17 protein-coding genes are annotated in these 18,830 nt (G+C 63.4%); 10 read left to right on the top strand and 7 right to left on the bottom strand.

What is annotated here, in order from left to right:
- Nucleotides 1–2: 2 nt before the first annotated feature.
- The 4 genes from ACO07D_RS16540 to ACO07D_RS16525 form a co-directional block, all read right to left on the bottom strand.
- Entirely contained in the window at nucleotides 3–1,646 is a 1,644-nt protein-coding gene (locus ACO07D_RS16540) for an alpha-amylase family glycosyl hydrolase (protein ID WP_421704033.1), read from the bottom strand.
- Between the two features lie 18 nt (nucleotides 1,647–1,664).
- Nucleotides 1,665–2,813 carry a carbohydrate ABC transporter permease gene (locus tag ACO07D_RS16535; RefSeq protein ID WP_421704032.1) on the bottom strand — a complete coding sequence of 383 codons (1,149 nt, stop codon included), beginning with the start codon at nucleotides 2,811–2,813 and terminating at the stop codon, nucleotides 1,665–1,667.
- A gap of 12 nt (nucleotides 2,814–2,825) precedes the next feature.
- The gene (locus ACO07D_RS16530; RefSeq protein ID WP_421704031.1) at nucleotides 2,826–3,833 is read right to left on the bottom strand and encodes a carbohydrate ABC transporter permease; all 1,008 of its coding nucleotides are present in this window, start codon (nucleotides 3,831–3,833) and stop codon (nucleotides 2,826–2,828) included.
- Between the two features lie 71 nt (nucleotides 3,834–3,904).
- Nucleotides 3,905–5,173, bottom strand: a complete 1,269-nt coding sequence (locus tag ACO07D_RS16525) for an ABC transporter substrate-binding protein (protein ID WP_421704030.1) — start codon at nucleotides 5,171–5,173, stop codon at nucleotides 3,905–3,907.
- 265 nt (nucleotides 5,174–5,438) lie between these two features.
- On the opposite strand from ACO07D_RS16525, the gene ACO07D_RS16520 reads away from it, so the two are divergent.
- The 10 genes from ACO07D_RS16520 (at nucleotide 5,439) to ACO07D_RS16475 (ending at nucleotide 13,901) form a co-directional block, all read left to right on the top strand.
- Complete coding sequence (locus ACO07D_RS16520; protein ID WP_421704029.1) at nucleotides 5,439–6,476, top strand: LacI family DNA-binding transcriptional regulator; 1,038 nt, start codon at nucleotides 5,439–5,441, stop codon at nucleotides 6,474–6,476.
- The gene (locus tag ACO07D_RS16515) at nucleotides 6,473–7,777 is read left to right on the top strand and encodes a GH1 family beta-glucosidase (protein WP_421704028.1); all 1,305 of its coding nucleotides are present in this window, start codon (nucleotides 6,473–6,475) and stop codon (nucleotides 7,775–7,777) included. Before ACO07D_RS16520 ends, ACO07D_RS16515 begins: the two co-directional genes overlap by 4 nt.
- Nucleotides 7,774–8,757, top strand: coding sequence for a glucokinase (locus ACO07D_RS16510; protein ID WP_421704027.1), 984 nt, complete (start codon nucleotides 7,774–7,776; stop codon nucleotides 8,755–8,757). Before ACO07D_RS16515 ends, ACO07D_RS16510 begins: the two co-directional genes overlap by 4 nt.
- A gap of 97 nt (nucleotides 8,758–8,854) precedes the next feature.
- Complete coding sequence (locus ACO07D_RS16505) at nucleotides 8,855–9,139, top strand: STAS domain-containing protein (RefSeq protein ID WP_421704026.1); 285 nt, start codon at nucleotides 8,855–8,857, stop codon at nucleotides 9,137–9,139.
- Nucleotides 9,136–9,504, top strand: a complete 369-nt coding sequence (locus ACO07D_RS16500; protein WP_421704025.1) for a response regulator — start codon at nucleotides 9,136–9,138, stop codon at nucleotides 9,502–9,504. Before ACO07D_RS16505 ends, ACO07D_RS16500 begins: the two co-directional genes overlap by 4 nt.
- Nucleotides 9,505–9,509: 5 nt before the next feature.
- Nucleotides 9,510–11,714 (top strand): chemotaxis protein CheA, encoded by a 2,205-nt coding sequence (locus tag ACO07D_RS16495; RefSeq protein ID WP_421704024.1) that lies wholly within the window; start codon nucleotides 9,510–9,512, stop codon nucleotides 11,712–11,714.
- A 5-nt stretch (nucleotides 11,715–11,719) separates the two neighbouring features.
- Entirely contained in the window at nucleotides 11,720–12,199 is a 480-nt protein-coding gene (locus ACO07D_RS16490; protein WP_421704023.1) for a chemotaxis protein CheW, read from the top strand.
- Nucleotides 12,196–13,095 carry a CheR family methyltransferase gene (locus ACO07D_RS16485; RefSeq protein WP_421704022.1) on the top strand — a complete coding sequence of 300 codons (900 nt, stop codon included), beginning with the start codon at nucleotides 12,196–12,198 and terminating at the stop codon, nucleotides 13,093–13,095. The genes ACO07D_RS16490 and ACO07D_RS16485 overlap by 4 nt, the downstream gene beginning before the upstream one ends.
- Nucleotides 13,096–13,107: 12 nt before the next feature.
- The gene (locus ACO07D_RS16480; protein WP_421704021.1) at nucleotides 13,108–13,494 is read left to right on the top strand and encodes a response regulator; all 387 of its coding nucleotides are present in this window, start codon (nucleotides 13,108–13,110) and stop codon (nucleotides 13,492–13,494) included.
- A gap of 14 nt (nucleotides 13,495–13,508) precedes the next feature.
- Entirely contained in the window at nucleotides 13,509–13,901 is a 393-nt protein-coding gene (locus ACO07D_RS16475) for a hypothetical protein (RefSeq protein WP_421704020.1), read from the top strand.
- 493 nt (nucleotides 13,902–14,394) lie between these two features.
- Here the strand turns inward: ACO07D_RS16475 and ACO07D_RS16470 are convergent, their stop codons facing one another.
- From ACO07D_RS16470 to ACO07D_RS16460, 3 genes are read right to left on the bottom strand one after another with little or no spacing between them, the layout of a single operon-like run.
- On the bottom strand, nucleotides 14,395–14,925 hold the full coding sequence (locus tag ACO07D_RS16470) for a chemotaxis protein CheD (protein WP_421704019.1): 531 nt from the start codon (nucleotides 14,923–14,925) through the stop codon (nucleotides 14,395–14,397).
- On the bottom strand, nucleotides 14,922–15,959 hold the full coding sequence (locus ACO07D_RS16465; protein ID WP_421704018.1) for a protein-glutamate methylesterase/protein-glutamine glutaminase: 1,038 nt from the start codon (nucleotides 15,957–15,959) through the stop codon (nucleotides 14,922–14,924). The genes ACO07D_RS16470 and ACO07D_RS16465 overlap by 4 nt, the downstream gene beginning before the upstream one ends.
- A gap of 35 nt (nucleotides 15,960–15,994) precedes the next feature.
- The gene (locus tag ACO07D_RS16460) at nucleotides 15,995–18,649 is read right to left on the bottom strand and encodes a methyl-accepting chemotaxis protein (protein ID WP_421704017.1); all 2,655 of its coding nucleotides are present in this window, start codon (nucleotides 18,647–18,649) and stop codon (nucleotides 15,995–15,997) included.
- Between the last annotated feature and the right edge of the window lie 181 nt (nucleotides 18,650–18,830).

Below are 18,830 nucleotides of genomic sequence, written 5' to 3'. Positions count from 1 at the left end.
TCCTATCCCTGCCGAACCAGGCAATGCTGCCAGGGCCCCAGGGTGATGTTGTCACCGGGTGCCACCCCGTCGATGCCCTCGCCCGCCATGTCGGCGACTTGCGCCGGTGTGTCGCCAAGGTTGATGGCAAAGCGCAGGCGGTCCCCGCCATGGGCGCGAGTAAAGCTCAGCACGTCGCCGTCCACGCCCATGTCTTCCAGCGTGCCCTTGGCCAGCGCAGGTTGCGCGCGGCGCAGGGCGATGGCGTGGCGGTAGTGGTGAACAAGCGCCTCAGGGTCTTCCTCGGCCAGCGCGGCGGCGTGGGCCAGGTGTTCCGGGAAGACCGGCAGCCAGGGCTTGTCCGCGCTGGTAAAGCCGCCGTTCTGGTTGGACTGTTCCCAGACCATCGGCGTGCGGCAGCCGTCGCGGCCCTTGAACTCCGGCCAGAACTCGATGCCATAGGGGTCCTGCAGGTCGTCAAAGGCGACATGTGCCTCGGGCAGGCCCAGTTCCTCGCCCTGATAGATACAGGCCGAGCCGCGTAGGCACATCATCAGCGTGGTAAAGGCGCGGGCGGAGGCGCCACCGAGCTCCCACCGCGAGGCATGGCGCTGCACGTCGTGGTTCGAATAGGCCCAGCAGGCCCAGCCATCGGCGGCGACCTCGGCGACCTTCGCCATGACCTGGGCAATGCGACCCGCGTCCGGCCGGTCGCCCGACAGAAGCTCGAAGGCATAACACATCTGCATCAGGTCATCGCCCGCGGTGTATTCGCCCATGATCTCGAGCCCGCGCTGTTCATCGCCGACTTCGCCCACGGCAGCGGCATTCCAGGGCTGCATCTGGGCACGCAGTTTTCGTAGGAAATCAAGCGTTTCCGGGCGGTTCTTGTCGTAAAGATGCCGCTGATAACCGTAAGGGTTCACATCCGGCGCGGTGGCGGAGGTGCGTTCCTCCGGCGCCAGCGCCGGGTTGTCGCGCAGCTGGGCGTCATGGGTGTAGAAGTTGATCGTATCCAGGCGGAACCCGTCCACGCCGCGTTCCAGCCAGAAGCGCGCGACATCCAGCAGCGCGTCCTGCACGGCGGGTTCGTGGAAGTTCAGGTCCGGCTGCGAGGTCAGGAAGTTGTGCAGGTAATACTGCCGCCGCCGACTGTCCCAATGCCAGGCGGAGCCGCCGAAGATCGACAGCCAGTTGTTGGGCGGGGTGCCATCGGGTTTCGCGTCGGCCCAGACGTACCAGTTCGCCCGCGCATTGTCGCGGCTGACACGGGCCTCAGTGAACCAGGGATGCTGGTCCGAAGTATGGCTCAGCACCAGGTCGATCATCACCTTCAGACCCAGCCGGTGCGCCGTCTCGACCACCGCGTCAAAATCGCCAATGGTGCCGAACATCGGGTCCACGTCGCAATAGTTCGACACGTCATAGCCGAAATCCTTCATCGGCGAGGTGAAGAAGGGCGAGATCCACACCGCGTCCACCCCCAGCGAGGCGATATGCGGCAGGCGCTGGACAATGCCTGCAAGGTCTCCGATCCCGTCGCCATTGCTGTCCTGGAAGCTGCGCGGATAGATCTGGTAGATCACCGCGCCGCGCCACCAATCGGGGTCCTTGGCCAGATGTGTGAGGGAGCTGTTCATGGCATTCTTCTGCGTTTCAGCGTTCATTCTTGTCTTTCGTGTGGGTTATTTCACGGAACCGGCCAGCAGGCCGCGCACCAGGTAGCGTTGCATCGAGAAGAAGACGAGCAGCGGCACGGCGATGGAGACGAAGGCGGCGGTCGCCAGGATCTCCCAATTGCCGCCCCGGGTGCCCAGAAGCTCGACGATCTGGTTGGTCATGACGGTGGTTTCGCCGGTGGCGTCGATCAGGAAGACCTTGGCGACCAGCAGATCATTCCAGGTCCAGAGGAACTGAAAGATCGCGAACGACGCCAGCGCCGGGAAGCTGAGCGGCAGGATGATCTTGGTGAAGATCTGGAAATCCGTGGCCCCGTCGACCTTGGCGTTCTCGATGATGTCGCGCGGCAGGCCGACCATGTAATTTCTGAGCAGGTAGATTGCCAATGGCAGGCCGAACCCCGTATGCGCCATCCAGACGCCCAGGTAGCCCTTGCCGATGCCGATGCCGTTGTGGAATTTCAACAGCGGGATCAGCGCCAATTGCAGGGGCACAACCAGCAAGCCGACGATGATGGCGATCAAAAGCGCCCTGCCCTTGAAGTCCATCCAGGCGAGCGCATAGGCGGCGAAGGCGGCAATGACGATCGGGATCACGGTCGCCGGGATCGTCACGGTCAGCGTGTTGAAGAAGGCCTTTGCCATCTTGTCATTGCCGGAGCCGGAAAAGAGCACGGTGCGGTAGTTGTCGAAGGTGAACTCCGGCGCGGTGGTGGCGGTGACGAAGATGCGCTGCCCGCGTGATCCCTCGAATGGCTCGGTGTGTTCCATGCGGTAGCGCCCGGCGGCGTCCACGGTGACGGTGCCGCCCTTTCTGAGCTCGGCCACTTCGCCGGGCACGAAAGCATCCACAGCGCGCGAGGAAATACCCCAGGCGGAAATCTCGCCCCCCTCGCCCGCAGCGAACAACTCGCCTTCGATCACGTAGAGGTCGCCCTGTTGCACCTGGGCGTCGGGCTTGGCGGCGCGTATGGTCAGGCTCTGTTCGCTGGGGAACATCGCCTTCCACCAACCGCTTGTGGCGATCTGGTCGGCGGTGCGAAACGAACTGACGAACAGCCCCAGGGTCGGAAACAGCCAAGCCAGCACCAGCGCGGCGACCGAGATATTGACGACCCAGGTGAGGGTGGATTTCTTGCCCGCGATGTTCTCCATCACTTCATCTCCTCACTTCATTTCCCGGCGCGCATTGCGCACGTTCCAGACCAGGATCGGTGTGACCAGCAGCATGATGACCATGGCGGCGGCCGAGCCCACGCCCCAGTCATTGGCGCGGAACAGCTTGTCGAACATGTAATTGGCCAGCACCTGTGTCTTCCATTGCCCGTTGGTCATGGCGAAGACGATGTCGAAGACCTTGAGCACGACGAGCGTGATGGTGGTCCAGACCACGACGATGGTGCCGGAGATCTGCGGCAGCTTGATCTTGAAGAAGATCTGGAACGGGCCCGCGCCATCGACAATGGCGGCCTCGATGGTTTCTTCGGGAATGCCTCGCAGGGCAGCCGACAGGATCACCATGGCAAAGCCGGTCTGGATCCAGATCAGCACCACCATGAGGAAGATATTGTTCCAGGGCAGCACGGTCAGCCAGGTCACCGGCTCGTCGCCACCGAACCACAAGTAGAGCGCGTTCATCACGCCGATCTGCTCCTGCCCCAGCGGGCGGGCGTCATAGACCAGCTTCCAGATCACCGCAGCCCCGACGAAGGAGATCGCCATGGGCATGAAGATCAGCGACTTGGCGATATTGCCCCAGCGGATACGGTCGGTCAGCTGGGCGGCCAGGAGGCCGAACCCGGTCGAGGCGGCGGGCACGATCAGGAGCCAGAAGAAGTTGTTTCTGAGCGCCTCCCAGAACTTGGGTTCGCCCAGCATCTGGGTGTAATTGTCCACACCCGCGAAAGCGTACCCCCCGCCGGGCACCCGGTCGGTAAAGGACAGGCGCAGGGTTTCGAACACCGGATAGGCCAGATAAAGGCCAAGCGCGGCCAACGCGGGAAAGAGGAACAGCCAGGGGCGCACCAGGTTGGCGCGGTTGATGTTGCGACCGATGTCCTTGCCGCGCGGCGGAAAGATCACCTTGTCGAGGATCTGGTTCGACAGCCAGAAGTATCCCAAGCAGCCCCCCACGCCCAAGGCGATGGTGATGAGGCCCTGCAAAGCCGGATGCATGATGGTTCCTCCCCCGTGGTTCGAAAAGCCCGGGCACGCGGCCCGGGCTTGTCCGTTCTTTCAGCCCGCGCTTACTTCAGCGCGTCCCAGCTCTGCTGGATTTCACCGGCCACTTCGCCCGCGTCCTTGCCGCCGGCATAATCGACCATGCCGGTCCAGAAGCTGCCCGCGCCGACGCCGCCGGGCATCAGGTCGGAGCCGTCGAAGCGGAAGGTGGTGGCATTGAGCAGGATGTCGTTCATCTTCTCGAGCGTCGGATCACCGAAGACGGAGGTATCGACGCCCTTGTGCGGAGTCAGGAAGCCCTTCAGCGCCATCCAGGCCTCATGCGCCTCGGCGGTCTGCAGATAGGCGATCAGGTCATGGGCGGCCTGGTTTTCGTTGGTAATGGCCCAGAGCGTGCCCGCGCCCAGCACCGGCTTGCCCAGGTCCTTGCCCTCATAGGCCGGGAAGTAGAAGAAATCCGCGTCCTCGCCCACCACGGTGCCTTCGGGGAAGAAGGCCGGGATGAAGCTCGCCTGGCGGTGCATGTAGCACTGCGGCGGGGCGGCGAACATGCCCTTGGGGCTGTCGCGGAAATCGGTCGAGGCCACGGCCCCCGCACCACCGGCGACATAGGCGTCATTGCGGGCAAAGGCGCCGAATTCTTCAATGGCCGCGACCACTTTCGGGTCGTCGAATTTCAGCTCGTTGGCAACCCAAGCGTCATAAACCTCGGGTGGCTGGGTACGCAGCATCATGTCCTCGACCCAGTCGGTCGCGGGCCAGCCGGTCGCGCCGCCGGAGCCCAGGCCGATGCACCAGGGCGTGCCGCCGTCGGCGACGATCTGATCGGTCAGCGCCTTCAGCTCTTCCATGGTCTCGGGGACCTCGTAACCCGCGTCCTCGAAGTTTTCCGGCACGTACCAGACCAGCGATTTCACGTCGATCTTGTAGAAGAACCCATAAAGGTTGTCGGCGCCATCGGGCCCCGAATAGGTGCCCAGGTCGACCCAGGACTGCCCGGCCGCATAGTTGTCGCGGATCCAGTCACCGGTACCATCCGCCAGCGGCGCAAGGAAGCCGCGCGAGGCCATGTCGGCGGCCAGGCCCGGCTGCGGGAAGATCGCGATGTTGGGGGCGGACCCAGCCTCCGCATCGACCACGATCTGCTGTTCGAAACTGTCCGAGCCCACGTAGCGCACATCGTGCCCCGAGGCGGCGGCGAAGCCCGCCAGCACCTTTTCGACGTTTTCCTGGTCCGGCCCCAGCCAGGGCCCGAACACGGTCACCTGTTCGGCCGACGCCGCACCGGCGGTGAGCGCCAGAGCCGCCGCACCTGTCATCAGCACTTGTTTCATAGTATCCTCCCAGATGCGCGTCGGAATTGACGCATGAAACAGTCCAGCCTTGGGAAATGCCCAACCGGCATCACCCAAAGCGCTTTGGATACCCCCAGAATGCCCAGCTGTTAGCGTCTGTCAATGATTCACAGGGACTCGGGGCAAAAAACATGAATAACATCACTAATTAACATGTTTATGTAGATTTTCTTTTGACGTCCCCCCGTCCCGCCGCTACCGTCCAAAAGCAACCAAACCGCTTTGAAATCGACCAGAGACCACAATGAACCTCAAACAGCTCTCGGAGATCCTGGGCCTCAGCCAGACCACCGTCAGCCGGGCGCTGAACGGTTATCCCGAGGTCAGCGAGGCGACTCGCAAACGCGTGCGCGCCGCGGCCCAAGCCCATGGCTATGCCCCCAACACACGGGCCCGCAGCCTGGCCACGGGGCGTGCACAAGCGATCGGCCATGTGATTCCGGTCAGTTCGAACCACGAGATGGTGAACCCGGTCTTCGCCGATTTCATCGCCGGCGCCGGAGAGGTCTATTCGAAGAACGGCTATGAGATGTTACTGTCCGTCGTCTCGGACGAGGGCGAGGCGGACGCCTACCGCCAGTTCAAGGTCAAAGGCAATGTGGACGGGATCATCGTGCACGCGCCCCGGATGGGCGACCCGCGTATCCACCTGCTGAACGAGCTCTCCCTGCCCTTCGTGGTGCATGGCCGCGCGTCAGAGGAGGTCGAGGATTACGCCTGGGTCGACGTGAACAACTTCCATGCCTTCGAACGGGCGACGAATTTCCTGTTGGACCTGGGCCACCGGCGCATTGCCCTGGTCAACGGGTACGAGACGATGGATTTTGCCATGCGGCGTCGTGCGGGTTTTACCAAGGCACATGAAGAACGCGGCTTAACCCCAGATCCAACAATGTGTTTTTCCGATGAGATGACCGAAGCCTATGGACATGACACCGCGCGCGCCCTGTTGGCCCGCACCGATGCGCCGACGGCCTTTTTGGTCAGTTCGATGATTACCGCCATCGGGGTGCGTCGGGCGATTGACGAGCTGGGGCTGAAACTGGGGCGCGATGTGTCCGTCATCACCCATGACGACGAGCTGTCCTACTTCCGCAATGGCGCCGATGTGCCGGTCTATACCGCCACACGCAGTTCCGTGCGCGAGGCGGGGCGGCGGGCGGCTGCGATGCTGCTGGATATCATTCGTGGCGGGGACGCACCGCGCCAGGTGCTGCTGGAGGCTGACCTGACCCTGGGCCAATCCACCGGCCCTGCCCCAGACATGGGGCGGGACGGATGAACTTCACGCGGCAGGACTTCCCCGAGGGCTTTCAGTTCGGGGTCGCGACCTCGGCCTATCAGATCGAGGGGCACGGGGTCGGCGGTGCGGGCCAGACCCATTGGGACAGCTTTGCCGCCACGCCAGGCAATGTTGCCAAGGGGGAGAACGGCGCCACGGCCTGCGACCATTACCACCGGATGGACGAGGATCTGGATCTGGTTGCGGGCGGCAATTTCGATGTCTACCGCTTTTCCACCAGCTGGGCGCGTATCATGCCCGAGGGGCGCGGGCCGGTAAACCAGCAGGGGCTCGATTTCTATGACCGCTTGGTGGACGGGCTGTTGGAGCGCGGGGTGAAACCTGCCCTGACGCTTTATCACTGGGAGCTGCCCAGCCCGCTGGCGGACGCGGGCGGATGGTGCAACCGAGCCATGGCCGACTGGTTTGCAGATTACGTGGATGTGGTGGCCGGTCGCCTTGGTGATCGCGTCTGGTCCGCTGCCCCGATCAACGAACCCTGGTGCGTGGCCTGGCTGTCCCATTTCGAGGGCCACCACGCCCCGGGCCTGCGCGACATTCGCGCCGCTGCGCGTGCGATGCACCATGTGCTTCTGTGCCACGGGCGCGCAATCGAGGTCATGCGCAGCCACGGCATGGGCAACCTCGGCGCCGTGTGCAATTTCGAATATGCCCAGCCGGTGGATGACAGCCCGGCGGCGCATAGGGCGGCCCGGACCTTCGACGCGATCTACAACCGCTTCTTTCTGGGTGGTCTGTTTCGCGGCGCCTACCCGCAGGCGGCGCTGGAGGGGCTCGCCCCGCATCTGCCAGACGGATGGGAGCGGGACTTTGCAACCATCGGCCAGCCGCTCGATTGGCTCGGGCTGAACTATTACACCCGCAAGGTCATCGGCCCCACGGGCGGCGCCTGGCCCGGTTATGCCTATCAGGACGGCCCACTGCCAAAGACCGACATGGGCTGGGAGATCTATCCGGACGGGCTGGGCCATTTTCTGCGCCTGGCCCATGAACACGCCCCCGACCTGCCGCTTTATGTCACCGAAAACGGCATGGCCGCGCCGGGGATCCGGGACGAGGACCGCATTGCATATGTCGACGCCCACCTGGCCCAGGTCCGCGCGGCGCTGGCCAAGGGGTTGCCGGTGGCGGGCTACTACCTCTGGTCGCTTCTGGACAATTACGAATGGGCGCTGGGCTATGACAAGCGCTTCGGCCTGGTACATGTGGATTTCGAAACGCTGGACCGCAGGCCGAAACTGTCTTATGAGAGGCTGAAGTTAGCGCTAACGAGACCATGACAGACGCCCCTGCAAACACCCTGAACCTGCTGGCCGACATCGGTGGCACCAACACCCGCGTGGCGCTTGCGCGCGGGGCCGAGCTGCTGCCCGACACGATCCGCCGCTTCCGCAACGCCGATCACGATAGCCTGGACAGCGTTCTGGGTGCATATCTGCAGAGCGAGGGCCGGCCAGACTGCGCCGGCGCCTGCGTGGCCGTGGCGGGACCGGTGCGGGATGGCGAGGCGCGGCTGACCAATCTCGACTGGACCATCTCCAAGACCAGCCTGGCGCGCGCCGCCCGGGCCGAGGTGGTGGCGGTGCTGAACGATCTCCAGGCGCAGGGATATGCCCTGGGCTACCTGCCCGACGAGGCGGTGATCCCGATCCACACCGGCACGCCCGCCCCCGGCGCACGCATGCTGGTGGTCGGCATCGGCACCGGCTTCAACTGCGCGCCGGTCCATACCGGCACGGACACGCGCCACGTCCCGCCCGCAGAGGCCGGCCATGTCAGCCTGCCCATCCGCACCGCCGAGGAACGGGACCTGGCCGATTACCTGGACCGCAGCTACGGTTTCGCCTCGGTCGAGGAGGTCCTGTCGGGCCGCGGCCTGGGCCAGTTGCAAAGCTGGCTGGCCAAACGTCAGGGCGATCCGCGCGATATGGACAGCGCCGCTGTGCTGGCCGGGGCCGAGGCCGGGGATGCCCATGCCCTGGAAGTTCTCACCATGTTCGTGCGTCTTCTGGGCCGCGTCACCGGCGACCTCGCGCTGATGCACCTGCCCTATGGCGGTATCTTTCTGGTGGGCGGCATGTCCAATGCCGTGGCCCCTTGGCTGCCCCGTCTGGGCTTTGCCGAAACGCTCGCCGACAAGGGTCGTTTTTCCAACCTTTCCAACAGCTTCCCCGTCTCTGTCGTGTCCGACGATTGCGCCGCCTTGATCGGCTGCGCCCACCACCTTTCCCCCCTGCTGCAAAAAAGCGGCACCGTTTAGGTCTATCTTAACCTCCCCTGCCCTACACCGGTGTGGACCGGATGAAAAAAAGGGCATTTGTGATGATTGGCACCTTTGGCAATTGGGGGGGAGTTGGATGAGCGACGCGACGCTGACCCTCGACCCGCGGCTTGATTTCAAGGCGGCCGCCGGACTGGCGGATTCCATTCTGTCCCACCAGGGCAAGGACCTGACGCTGAATGCGGCTCATGTGTCCCATTTCGGGGCCATGGGGGTGCAAGTGCTGCGTGCCGCCGCACGCAGCTGGGCCGAAAGCGGCCATCAGCTGAGCCTGATCAACGCCTCCGACGATTGTGCCGATCAGCTTTGCCTCCTGGGTTTCACGCCGCAAACGATTACCGAGTGGGAGGACGATCAATGAGTATCCAGGTTCTTGCTGTCGACGACAGCCGCACCATGCGCGACATGGTCCGACTGGCGCTTCTTGGCGCAGGCATAGACACCGAGGTGGCCGAAGACGGGGTACATGGGTTGGAAGTGCTCGACGACATGACCCCTCCGGATGCGATCATCACAGATATTAACATGCCGCGCATGGATGGGTTCCAGTTCATCGACGCCGTGCGCACCCGCGACGAGTATCGCGGCATTCCGATCCTGGTCCTGACCACCGAAAGCGCCGCAGAGATGAAGATGCGCGCCCGTGAGGCCGGCGCGACCGGTTGGATCGTGAAACCCTTTGACCCGGAAAAACTGGTCAAAGCAGTCAGAATGGTAGCGGGGTAAGACAGATGTCAGATCCTATGGCGGAAATTCGCGCCTCCTTCTTCATCGAATGTGAAGAACTGCTTGAGGCGCTGCAGGATGGCCTGCAGACAATGTATGACGGGGCCCAGGACGACGAGACGGTCAACGTCGTGTTCCGGGCCGTGCACTCGATCAAGGGGGGCGCCGGGGCCTTCGGTCTGGATGACCTGGTGGAGTTTGCCCACCGGTTCGAAACCGTGCTCGACGAAGTGCGCTCGCACACGCTCGCCGCCGATGCGGATGTGCTGAAACTGTTCTTTCAATGTGGCGACATTCTGGGTGACCTGGTACGCGACAGCCGCGACGGCCTTGACCATGACAGCGCGCGGATTGCACCGGTTATCACTCAGCTGGACGCGCTTCTTGGCAAGGATGGCGAGGCCGCCGAGCCCGAGGAAGAGGTTGAGTTCCAACCGATGACCCTGTCACTGGACCTTCCGGGCCTTGACGGCGAGGCGGCGATGCCCGCGCTTGACGAAGACCCCGGGGAACCCGGATGGCACATTCGCTTCACACCCGAAGCGGCGCTGTACAGTACCGGCAGCGAACCCCTGTTCCTGTTCCGCGCCCTGCGTGACCTGGGCGAGATCGAGGTCACCTGCGAGACCCCCGACCTGCCCAGCCTGGACACGCTGGATGCCGAACAGAGCTTCCTGAAATGGGACATCACGCTGAAAACCGGCGAGGGCGAAGCGGCCATTCGCGAGGTTTTCGAATTCGTTGACGGGCTGTGCGAGTTGGAGATCAGCGAACAGAGCGGTGCACCCGACTTCGCCGCCCTGCCGCCGCTGGCGGAAATGCCCGAGCTGCCGCCACTGGCGGAGGTGCCCGAACTGCCACCGCTGGAGCCGGACGTATCGGCGCCCGAGCCCGTGCAAAACACACCCGAGGCCGAAGCCCCGGCTGCGCCGACGCCTCCACCGGCTCCCGAGGCGAAACAGGCGGAACCGGCGAAAGCCAAGGCCCCCACCGTGGCCCCGCCCCGCGCCACCGTGCGCGTCGACCTCGACCGCATCGATCGCCTGGTCAACCTGGTGGGCGAGATCGTGATCAACCAGGCCATGCTGACCCAAAGCGTCGAGGAGGCAGGCCTGCCGCCCAACTCCGCGGTGCGTACCGGGCTGGAAGAGTTCCTGCAGCTCACCCGTGATATCCAGGAAAGCGTGATGATGATCCGCGCCCAGCCGGTCAAGTCGCTGTTCCAGCGCATGGCCCGGATTGTACGCGAGTCTTCCGCCGACGTCGGCAAGGACGTGCGCCTGCGCACTGACGGTGAGAACACCGAGGTCGACAAGACCGTCATCGAACGGCTGGCCGACCCGCTGACCCACATGATCCGTAACGCGGTCGACCACGGGCTGGAAAGCACTGAAGATCGCATCGCCGCTGGCAAACCGGTCGAAGGCAATGTCTTCCTCACCGCCATGCACCGTTCCGGCCGCGTGGTAATTGAGGTCGCAGACGATGGCGGCGGGATCAACCGCGAGAAGGTGCGCGCCATTGCCGAGAAGAAAGGCCTGATCGCGCCAGACCTGCAGTTGTCCGACAGCGAGATCGACAATCTTCTGTTCCTGCCCGGTTTCTCCACCGCCGACGAGGTTTCGAACCTGTCCGGTCGCGGGGTCGGCATGGACGTGGTCCGCAGCTCGATCCAGGCCCTTGGCGGGCGCATTTCGATCACCTCGGAACAGGGCAAGGGCACAACTTTCTCGATCTCCCTGCCGCTGACCCTCGCCGTGCTTGACGGCATGGTCGTGCGGGTGGCTGGCGAGACCCTGGTCGTGCCGCTGAATGCCATCCTCGAAACCCTGGCCCTGACCAAGGAGGAGATCCGCGAGTTCGGCCCGGAAACCCACGTCGTCAACATCCGCGACAGTTTCGTTCCGCTGCTCGATCTCGGCGCTGAACTGGGCTACCGCCAGCCGCTGGATGACTATGCGGGCGGTGTGGTTCTTTTGATCGCACAGGAAGACAGCAGCCGCGCCGCGGTGGTTGTCGATGCGATCGAAGATCAGCGCCAGGTTGTGATCAAGGGGCTGCAGGACAGCTACGGACGCGTGCCTGGCATCGCGGCGGCCACCATCCTGGGGGACGGTCAGATCGCCCTCATTCTCGACCCGGTCGACCTGATTACCCAGGCCAGCGGGCGGACCCGCACCACCCCTTCCATTGAAATGCAAGCAGGATGATCAAGATGACGGACGCTGGCAAACAGATTGACAAGCAGAAAGACGGCACGGAAACCGAACTCCTTTCCTTCCTGGTCGGCGGGCAAGATTACTCGGTCGACATCATGTCGGTGCGCGAGATCCGGGGCGGCGCCACGGCGACATCCCTGCCTCATTCACCGGACTACGTGCGCGGCGTGATCAACCTGCGTGGCACGGTTCTGCCGATCATGGATCTGTCCAAACGCCTGGGCATGAACACCGAGGTCGACAGTGATCGAAATGTGATCATCGTCGTCGCCGTCGAAGAGCGCACCGTCGGCCTCATGGTCGATGCGGTCTCGGACATCCTGGCCATCCCCGAAGAGGACATGCAGCCGCCGCCGGAAATGCCTGCCGACAACGAACGCAATTTCGTCTCGGCCCTGACCATCGTGGACGGGCGCATGATCCGTATTCTCGACCTGAATTCGGTCCTGCCGCCTGCAAACGAGGAAGCCGCGTGAACGACCTGTCCCCCTCCAGACCATCGGCGATTGCCGGCCCGCCGCTAGAGCAGGCCGCCTTCGACCGACTGGCCGCATTGGCACATCGCGAGGCCGGTCTGGCCATTGCGCCGTCCAAATCGGCCATGGTCCGGACCCGGCTGGCCCGCCGTTTGCGGGCGCTGAGGATCGGCAGCTATGACGAGTACACGGCGCTGGTCGAAAGCGACGCAGGTCAGGCCGAACGGCGCGAGATGATCTCGGCGCTGACTACGAATGTGTCGCATTTCTTTCGTGAGGATCACCACTTCACCCGCCTTCAGGAGGAAGTGTTTCCCGAGCTTCGCAAGCGTCTGGCCCAAGGCGACCGCGTACGCTTCTGGTCCGCCGGATGCTCGAACGGTCAGGAACCCTATTCCCTTGCCATGTCCTTCCTAGAGGCAGGCCCCTTGCCCGCGAATGCGGATTTTCGCATCCTTGCGACCGACATCGACCCGAAGGTCGTGGCCTTCGGGCGCGCGGGACGCTACCACGAACGCATGATGTCCGGCCTTGGCGACGCGCATCGTCAGGCGTATTTCACCCCCTGCCCCCAGGACCCAAGCCATCATGTCATTTCGCAGAAACTGAAATCCCTGGTGGTCTTTCGCGAACTCAACCTGCTGCACAAATGGCCGATGGGTGGCAAGTTCGACGTCATTTTCTGCCGCAATGTCGTGATCTATTTCGACGCGGATACTCAGACACGGCTCTGGCACCGTTTCGCAGGCGCGCTCCACCCTGATGCCTGGATGTTTCTGGGCCACTCGGAGCGCGTCTCGGAAACCTGCCTGAACCTGTTTCACAACCGTGGCGTCACCGCCTACCAGCGCAGCGACCACCCCGCTGCTGCATCCCCTTTGCCCTCCTGCACCTGAAAGGACTGCCCCATGGCACTTCGTGACCAACTCAGAACAATCGTTGTGGACGACATGTCCACCAGCCGTGGCCTGATCACTCAAGCGCTCGACGGTTTCGGGGTGCGCCAGGTGGAAAGCGCGGCTGACGGCCCCAGCGCGCTGCAAAAGATTGCCGCCTGGCCGGTCCACCTGGTCATTTCCGACATGAACATGCCGGGGATGAATGGCCTGCAACTGCTTCATGCCCTACGGTCCGCCCCTCAAACGCGCGGTGTCGGGTTCCTTTTGATCACGGGTAAGGCGGATCGGGAGATTATCGAGCATGGCAAGCAGCTCGGAATGAACAACTTTCTGAAAAAGCCCTTCCAGCCTGATGAGCTTCGCAAAGCGATCGAAGCCATTGTCGGGCGCCTGTGACTGGAGGGCGTTCCATGCGACCGCAATGCGACGACAGGGCAAAACCGGCTGAAATGACCATGGGCCACCTTCTCGGACGCAGTTCCGAGGAGTTGGCCAATTCAGTGCGCGCCTGCACGGAGCTCCAGTGGGTCATTTCACGGCTGCTCGAGAAAAGCGCGCATCCGGACCTGGTCACGGAAATGCATGTTCTGCAGGACATTGATCGGCTGCAGCAGACCCTTGCGGATCTTGCCTGTCTGCTGGAAACCGCCGCAGGAGAAGGACCCGAGCTTGTCTTCGACGCCTCTGCGGCACTGGGGGCCATGCGGCTGCCGTCCCTGCGCCAACGCATGTTCAACGCCGAGATTGATGAGCTGTCTCCAGACACCGGGCCAGAGGAACCAAACGACATCACCTGGTTGTAATCACAGGGCATTTTATGCCCTACGCAGTTCAGACCTGATTTTCGTCTCGCCTTTGAACCAGTGATTTGAGACGGCACGATTTCTATTCCCCCCCTGCGCGCCACAAGAGTACCACGCCTTCAATCCTCTAACGCCATCACCGGGCGCCGCGTGGGCGTCCCGATTGGCACCAAAGTGAAAACACCAACGCACTCCGCTTCCAGTACGCCCGGCGCAAGCGTGTGATGGCGTGATTCAAACGCATGATCGCGAGTGAGGCGCAGAAACCAGGAAAAGGCACACCGAAATGTCTCGTCATGAGCCGCTCACGCACCAAAGGAAAGAGCATAGAGTTCCAGGCGTGCGGCAAGCAGGCGTGCCATTCGCTCTATGCCGTGTTTGAGGGCAACAGGTCGCGCGACGATCATCGCCAGAGCCCTGGCACTGCACACCGGATCCCGGCTTTCCATTCGGACCACATGAGGAGGCATCAGCCCGTCGGGCGGCGTCCTGCTTAGAAGAGCTCGATGTCGTTGGTCTGCTCGACCTTCTGCTTTTCAACGCGCACCGGTTTGGCCACGAGTTTCATCCGTGCGCGTCCCGTGCCAGGCCAGAATTCCAGCCGCCGCGCCTTGGTCCCTCCTAGATCTCCGCCGACATGAGGGATGCCTTCACGGGTCAGAAAATCGATCACGAACTGCCCATTGCGCAGGCCGGCATCGGACAAGCCTTCTATCATGCGCGCGCCGCCAAAAACCTTGGCTTTCAGATTGAAACGATCAGCCCCCTGTTGGAGCAGACCGTTGATCAGCAACTCCATACCGTTGACACCATGACCGAACACCTGGGCCGCATTGGCCTTTTCATCAACGAACAGCACATGGTTCATCCCGCCGATCCCGGCCATCGGATCCCACAGGCAAGCCGAAACGCAGGATCCGAGCAAGGTGGCAATCACCTGGTCTGGGCCCGCGCAGATGGCGTGCTCGCCCTGGCTGATATAGGTGCGTTGGATGCGGTCGGGGGAGCCGCCCAGGGCATTCATGCGCCAACCTCCGTATTCAGAGCGATTTCCTTGAGGACCCGTGGCGCGATTTCGGACAAGGGCAAGGATATGTCCACTGCCCCCAGGTCACGGGCAACGCGCGGCATACCGTAGACGACGGAGCTCGCCTCATTTTGCGCGATGCAGAACGCGCCTGCCTTCTTCAACGCGAGCATGCCTTGTGCGCCATCCGACCCCATGCCGGTCAATAGGACCGAGACCACGCGTGGGGCTTGCGCGACAGCGGAGCGAAACAATGCATCAACAGAGGGGCGATGCCCGGTCATCTTCGGCCCCTTGCGAAGCTCGACCCTGCGACCATCCGCAGAGAGTTCCATATGGGTTTCCCCCCCCGGAGCGATCATGACCAGCCCTTGCCGGAGCTGCGCTCCATCGCGCGCGAGGCAGATTTCCGGCGCGCAGCAGCCATTCAATCGTGCGGCGAAATTCACCAGGAAATGTGCCGGCATGTGCTGCGTGATCAAGGTCGGAGGGCAATCGCGGGGAAAGGCAGACAGCATTTCCTCCAGCGCTTCCACACCGCCGGTCGACGCGCCGACGACGACCATTTTATCCTGCCACTCCTGGACCTTACGGATGCTCGGCATGGTTGGCAGACGACGGCGCCCTCCCCGCACTTGAGCCTTGGCGGCTACAACCAGCATCTCGGCAAGTTGCTTGTAGAGCTTGCCCGCTGAACCGAACCGCGGCTTTTCAAGACAGTCCACCGCACCAAGAGACAGGGCGCGCACCGCTTCTTCACTGCCCTTTCCGGTCAGGGAGGAGAGCATAAGCACCGGCATTGGGCGCGCCCGCATCAGGCGACGCAGAAATTCGAGCCCATCCATCTCCGGCATCATGATGTCCAGGGTCATGACATCGGGCTCATGCACCTTAACCGCTTCGCGAGCTTCGCGGGCTGAGCTGGCTTCGGCGATGACCTCGATCCGGGGATCGGTTTCGATGCCCAAACGGATCAGTCGGCGCATGCTGGCGCTGTCATCCACAATCAGAACCCGTGTCGTCTCTTGCATCTGTGCCTCATTGCCTGGCGTTCGAACTCACACCGTCAGAAGTCGTCCCATCCGTCGTCGGCGTCGTCTTCGATCTGGTCTTCGACCGGGGCCGAAGCGGCGGCGGCGGCGGCGGTGGCGGTGATTGCCTGGACCGGGGCCGGAGGTTGGGGCGCCGGGGCGGCCTCGGCCAGGTCGCGGCGGCTGGTGAAGGCGGCGGGCGTAACCACTTCGGCGCTGGCCTGTATGTCTTCGCCGGTGCGGAACCGCGCCATGGTCTGGGTCAGCGTTTCCGCCTCGCGGGTCAACGCATGGCTCGCGGCCGTGGTTTCCTCGAACATGGCCGCATTCTGCTGGGTCACCTGGTCCAGCTGGTTCACCGCCGCGTTGATCTCGGCCAGGCCGGAGCTCTGCTCGCGCGCCGACACGGCGATCTCCGACACGTTGCGGCTGATCTCGGTCACGCTGTCGACGATGCCCGCCAGGGCCGAACCGGCCTGGTCAACCAGCTCAACCCCGCGTTTCACATGGCCGCCGGAGGCCGAGATCAGCTCATTGATCTCGCGCGCCGCGTCCGAGCTGCGCTGCGCCAGCGCCCGCACCTCGGAGGCCACCACCGCAAAGCCGCGCCCGGCCTCGCCCGCGCGGGCCGCCTCGACGCCCGCGTTCAGCGCCAAGAGGTTGGTCTGGAAGGCAATGTCGTCGATCACGCCGGTGATCTTCGAGATCTGCTTGGACGAGCTTTCGATCTCGCCCATCGCGCCGACCGCCTCGCGCACCACCTCACCGGAAGCCTCGGCATTCTTGCGCGCCCCTTCCACCACCTCGTTGGCATGGGTCGCACCATCGGCCGCCGAGCGCACCGAACTGGTCAGCTCGTCCAGCGCCGAGGCGGTTTCCTCCAGCGTGGCGGCCTGTTTTTCGGTGCGGTGGGACAGGTCGTCGGCGGCGTTCGAGATCTCCGACGCCTCACCATTGATCAGGCCCGCGTTCTCGATCACCCCGCGCATCGCCCCCAGGAGCTTGTCGACCGCCTGGTTGAAATCGAGCCGCAGCTGTTCGTAATCGGCACTGAAGGCCGCATCGATCCGCGCGGTCAGATCACCATCCGACAGCTGCCCGAGCCCGACGCGCAGCGCGTCAACCACCTGGGTCTGCGCCGCCTCCATCTCCGCCCGCTGCGCCTCCGCCGCCTCAATCTCACGACGCGCATCCGTAACGTCATTGCCCAAAAGCACAATCCGCAAAGCCTTGCCGTTTACATCGACCACGGGCGAGAAGCCGCCATCAACAACGGCCATGGTTCCATCCGCACGGGGCAGGTCGAAACGCCCGTAGACGGATTCGCCCTCGCGCAACTGGTCGAACACCGCGCCACGTTCCTGCGCCAGTTTCGAGTTGAAGCGAAACACCTCGTCGCCCTTGAGGCCGACCAGCGCCGTTTCATCGCGTTCCATCATGTCACAGAACCGCGCATTGGCCGTAATGAGTTCGCCGGTCATCTGGAATTCCGCCTTGACCTGGTTGGCATCGATCGCGTTCAGGATCGCGCGATTCAGATAGGTCTCGGTCTCGTCGATCCATTCGACGACATAGCCCATTACGGTGCCATCTTCGTCCCGCACCATGTTGATATCCAAAGAGAAACGGCCTTCTCCAACGGCAATGGCCGCGTGATAGGGCAGGTTCGCAGGATCCTGCAGCATGGTGCGCACCCGTTCACGCATCGCCGGCGGGTGGTAGAAATCCATGTTCGAACCGACAATGTTGTCCGGCGAGAAGTCACTGGCGACCTTGCGAAACTCGGCCAGGTGGTCATCGAGCACCTTCTCCAGAGCCGGGTTGATCGAGGTGATCACCATATCCGCATCCGCCATCATGATACAGGCGGAGGAGCCTTCGAAGGCAGTGCCGCGGAACTTGTTTTCAAAGGCCGCCTTGGCGCCGTCATCCAGCTTGCGCGCGAATTTCTCGAGCGTGCGGGCGATCAGGCCAAACTCGTCACCGCGCGCGGTGCCCTGGACCGGGGTCTTGTAATCCTCGCCCATGATCCGCTGGATCGCCTCGGCCAGGCGGCCCAGGGGACGGGACACCATGAAACGGAAGATCACGACGATGGCCACCAGGGCGGTCAGGAACAACAGACCCGAGATCGCCAGGGCCTGCATCTGCTGACCCAGGGCGCGCTGATGCAGATGATCGGCGGTCCAGGCCAGGGCCAGCACGCCGAGCACCTTGTCAGTGCCCCGCGGATTGACGGGATGGGCCCGGTAGAGACCATCGGCAGAGGCTTGAACCGTACCGGTTTCCAGCGCCCGTTCCGCCAGGGCCTGCAAGGCCTCCAGGTCGGTCTTGTCCTCCTGCCCCATGGCAATCAGCTTCAACCCGTTCTTGGACAGCGCAAGCCCGTAGAGCGTTTCCGAATTTTCCCGTTCGACCAGATCTCCGATTCGCAGCTTGATCCCATTCGCATTGGACATCTGGAACGAGCCCACCAGCACCTCCGCTGTGAAGGCTGTCATCTCTTCCGCCTGATGGGCCATCGTGTCATCGACAATCTGGTTCGAGGAGCGGAAGGACAGGAAGGCCAGCGAGGCGGCGAAGAGCGCCGCGCCAATGGCGATCACCAGTGCATTCTTGACGAAAACCGTGTTCAGAGAGAAGCGGCGCTTCGCGGTTTCGGGGGCCGTGGTCTCGGGGGCCGTGGTCATGGTCAATGTGCCTCTTCTGTTTGCCGTCGGGCGGGTTGTGGGAAGGTGGATCGGATCACTTGCCTGCCGGTTGGGCAGCCGGTTGAACCGCGCGGTCACCGGGCGCCGGAACGGCCCATTGGTGAAGGCGGCAAACGGCCTTGGCTGACGCTGTGATCAAGATCTCCTCCTCGCCCGCAAA

The sequence above is a fragment of the Aliiroseovarius sp. genome, from assembly GCF_965228805.1.
GTDB lineage: Bacteria > Pseudomonadota > Alphaproteobacteria > Rhodobacterales > Rhodobacteraceae > JASBTN01.
This window is presented reverse-complemented; position numbering and strand designations above follow the sequence as displayed.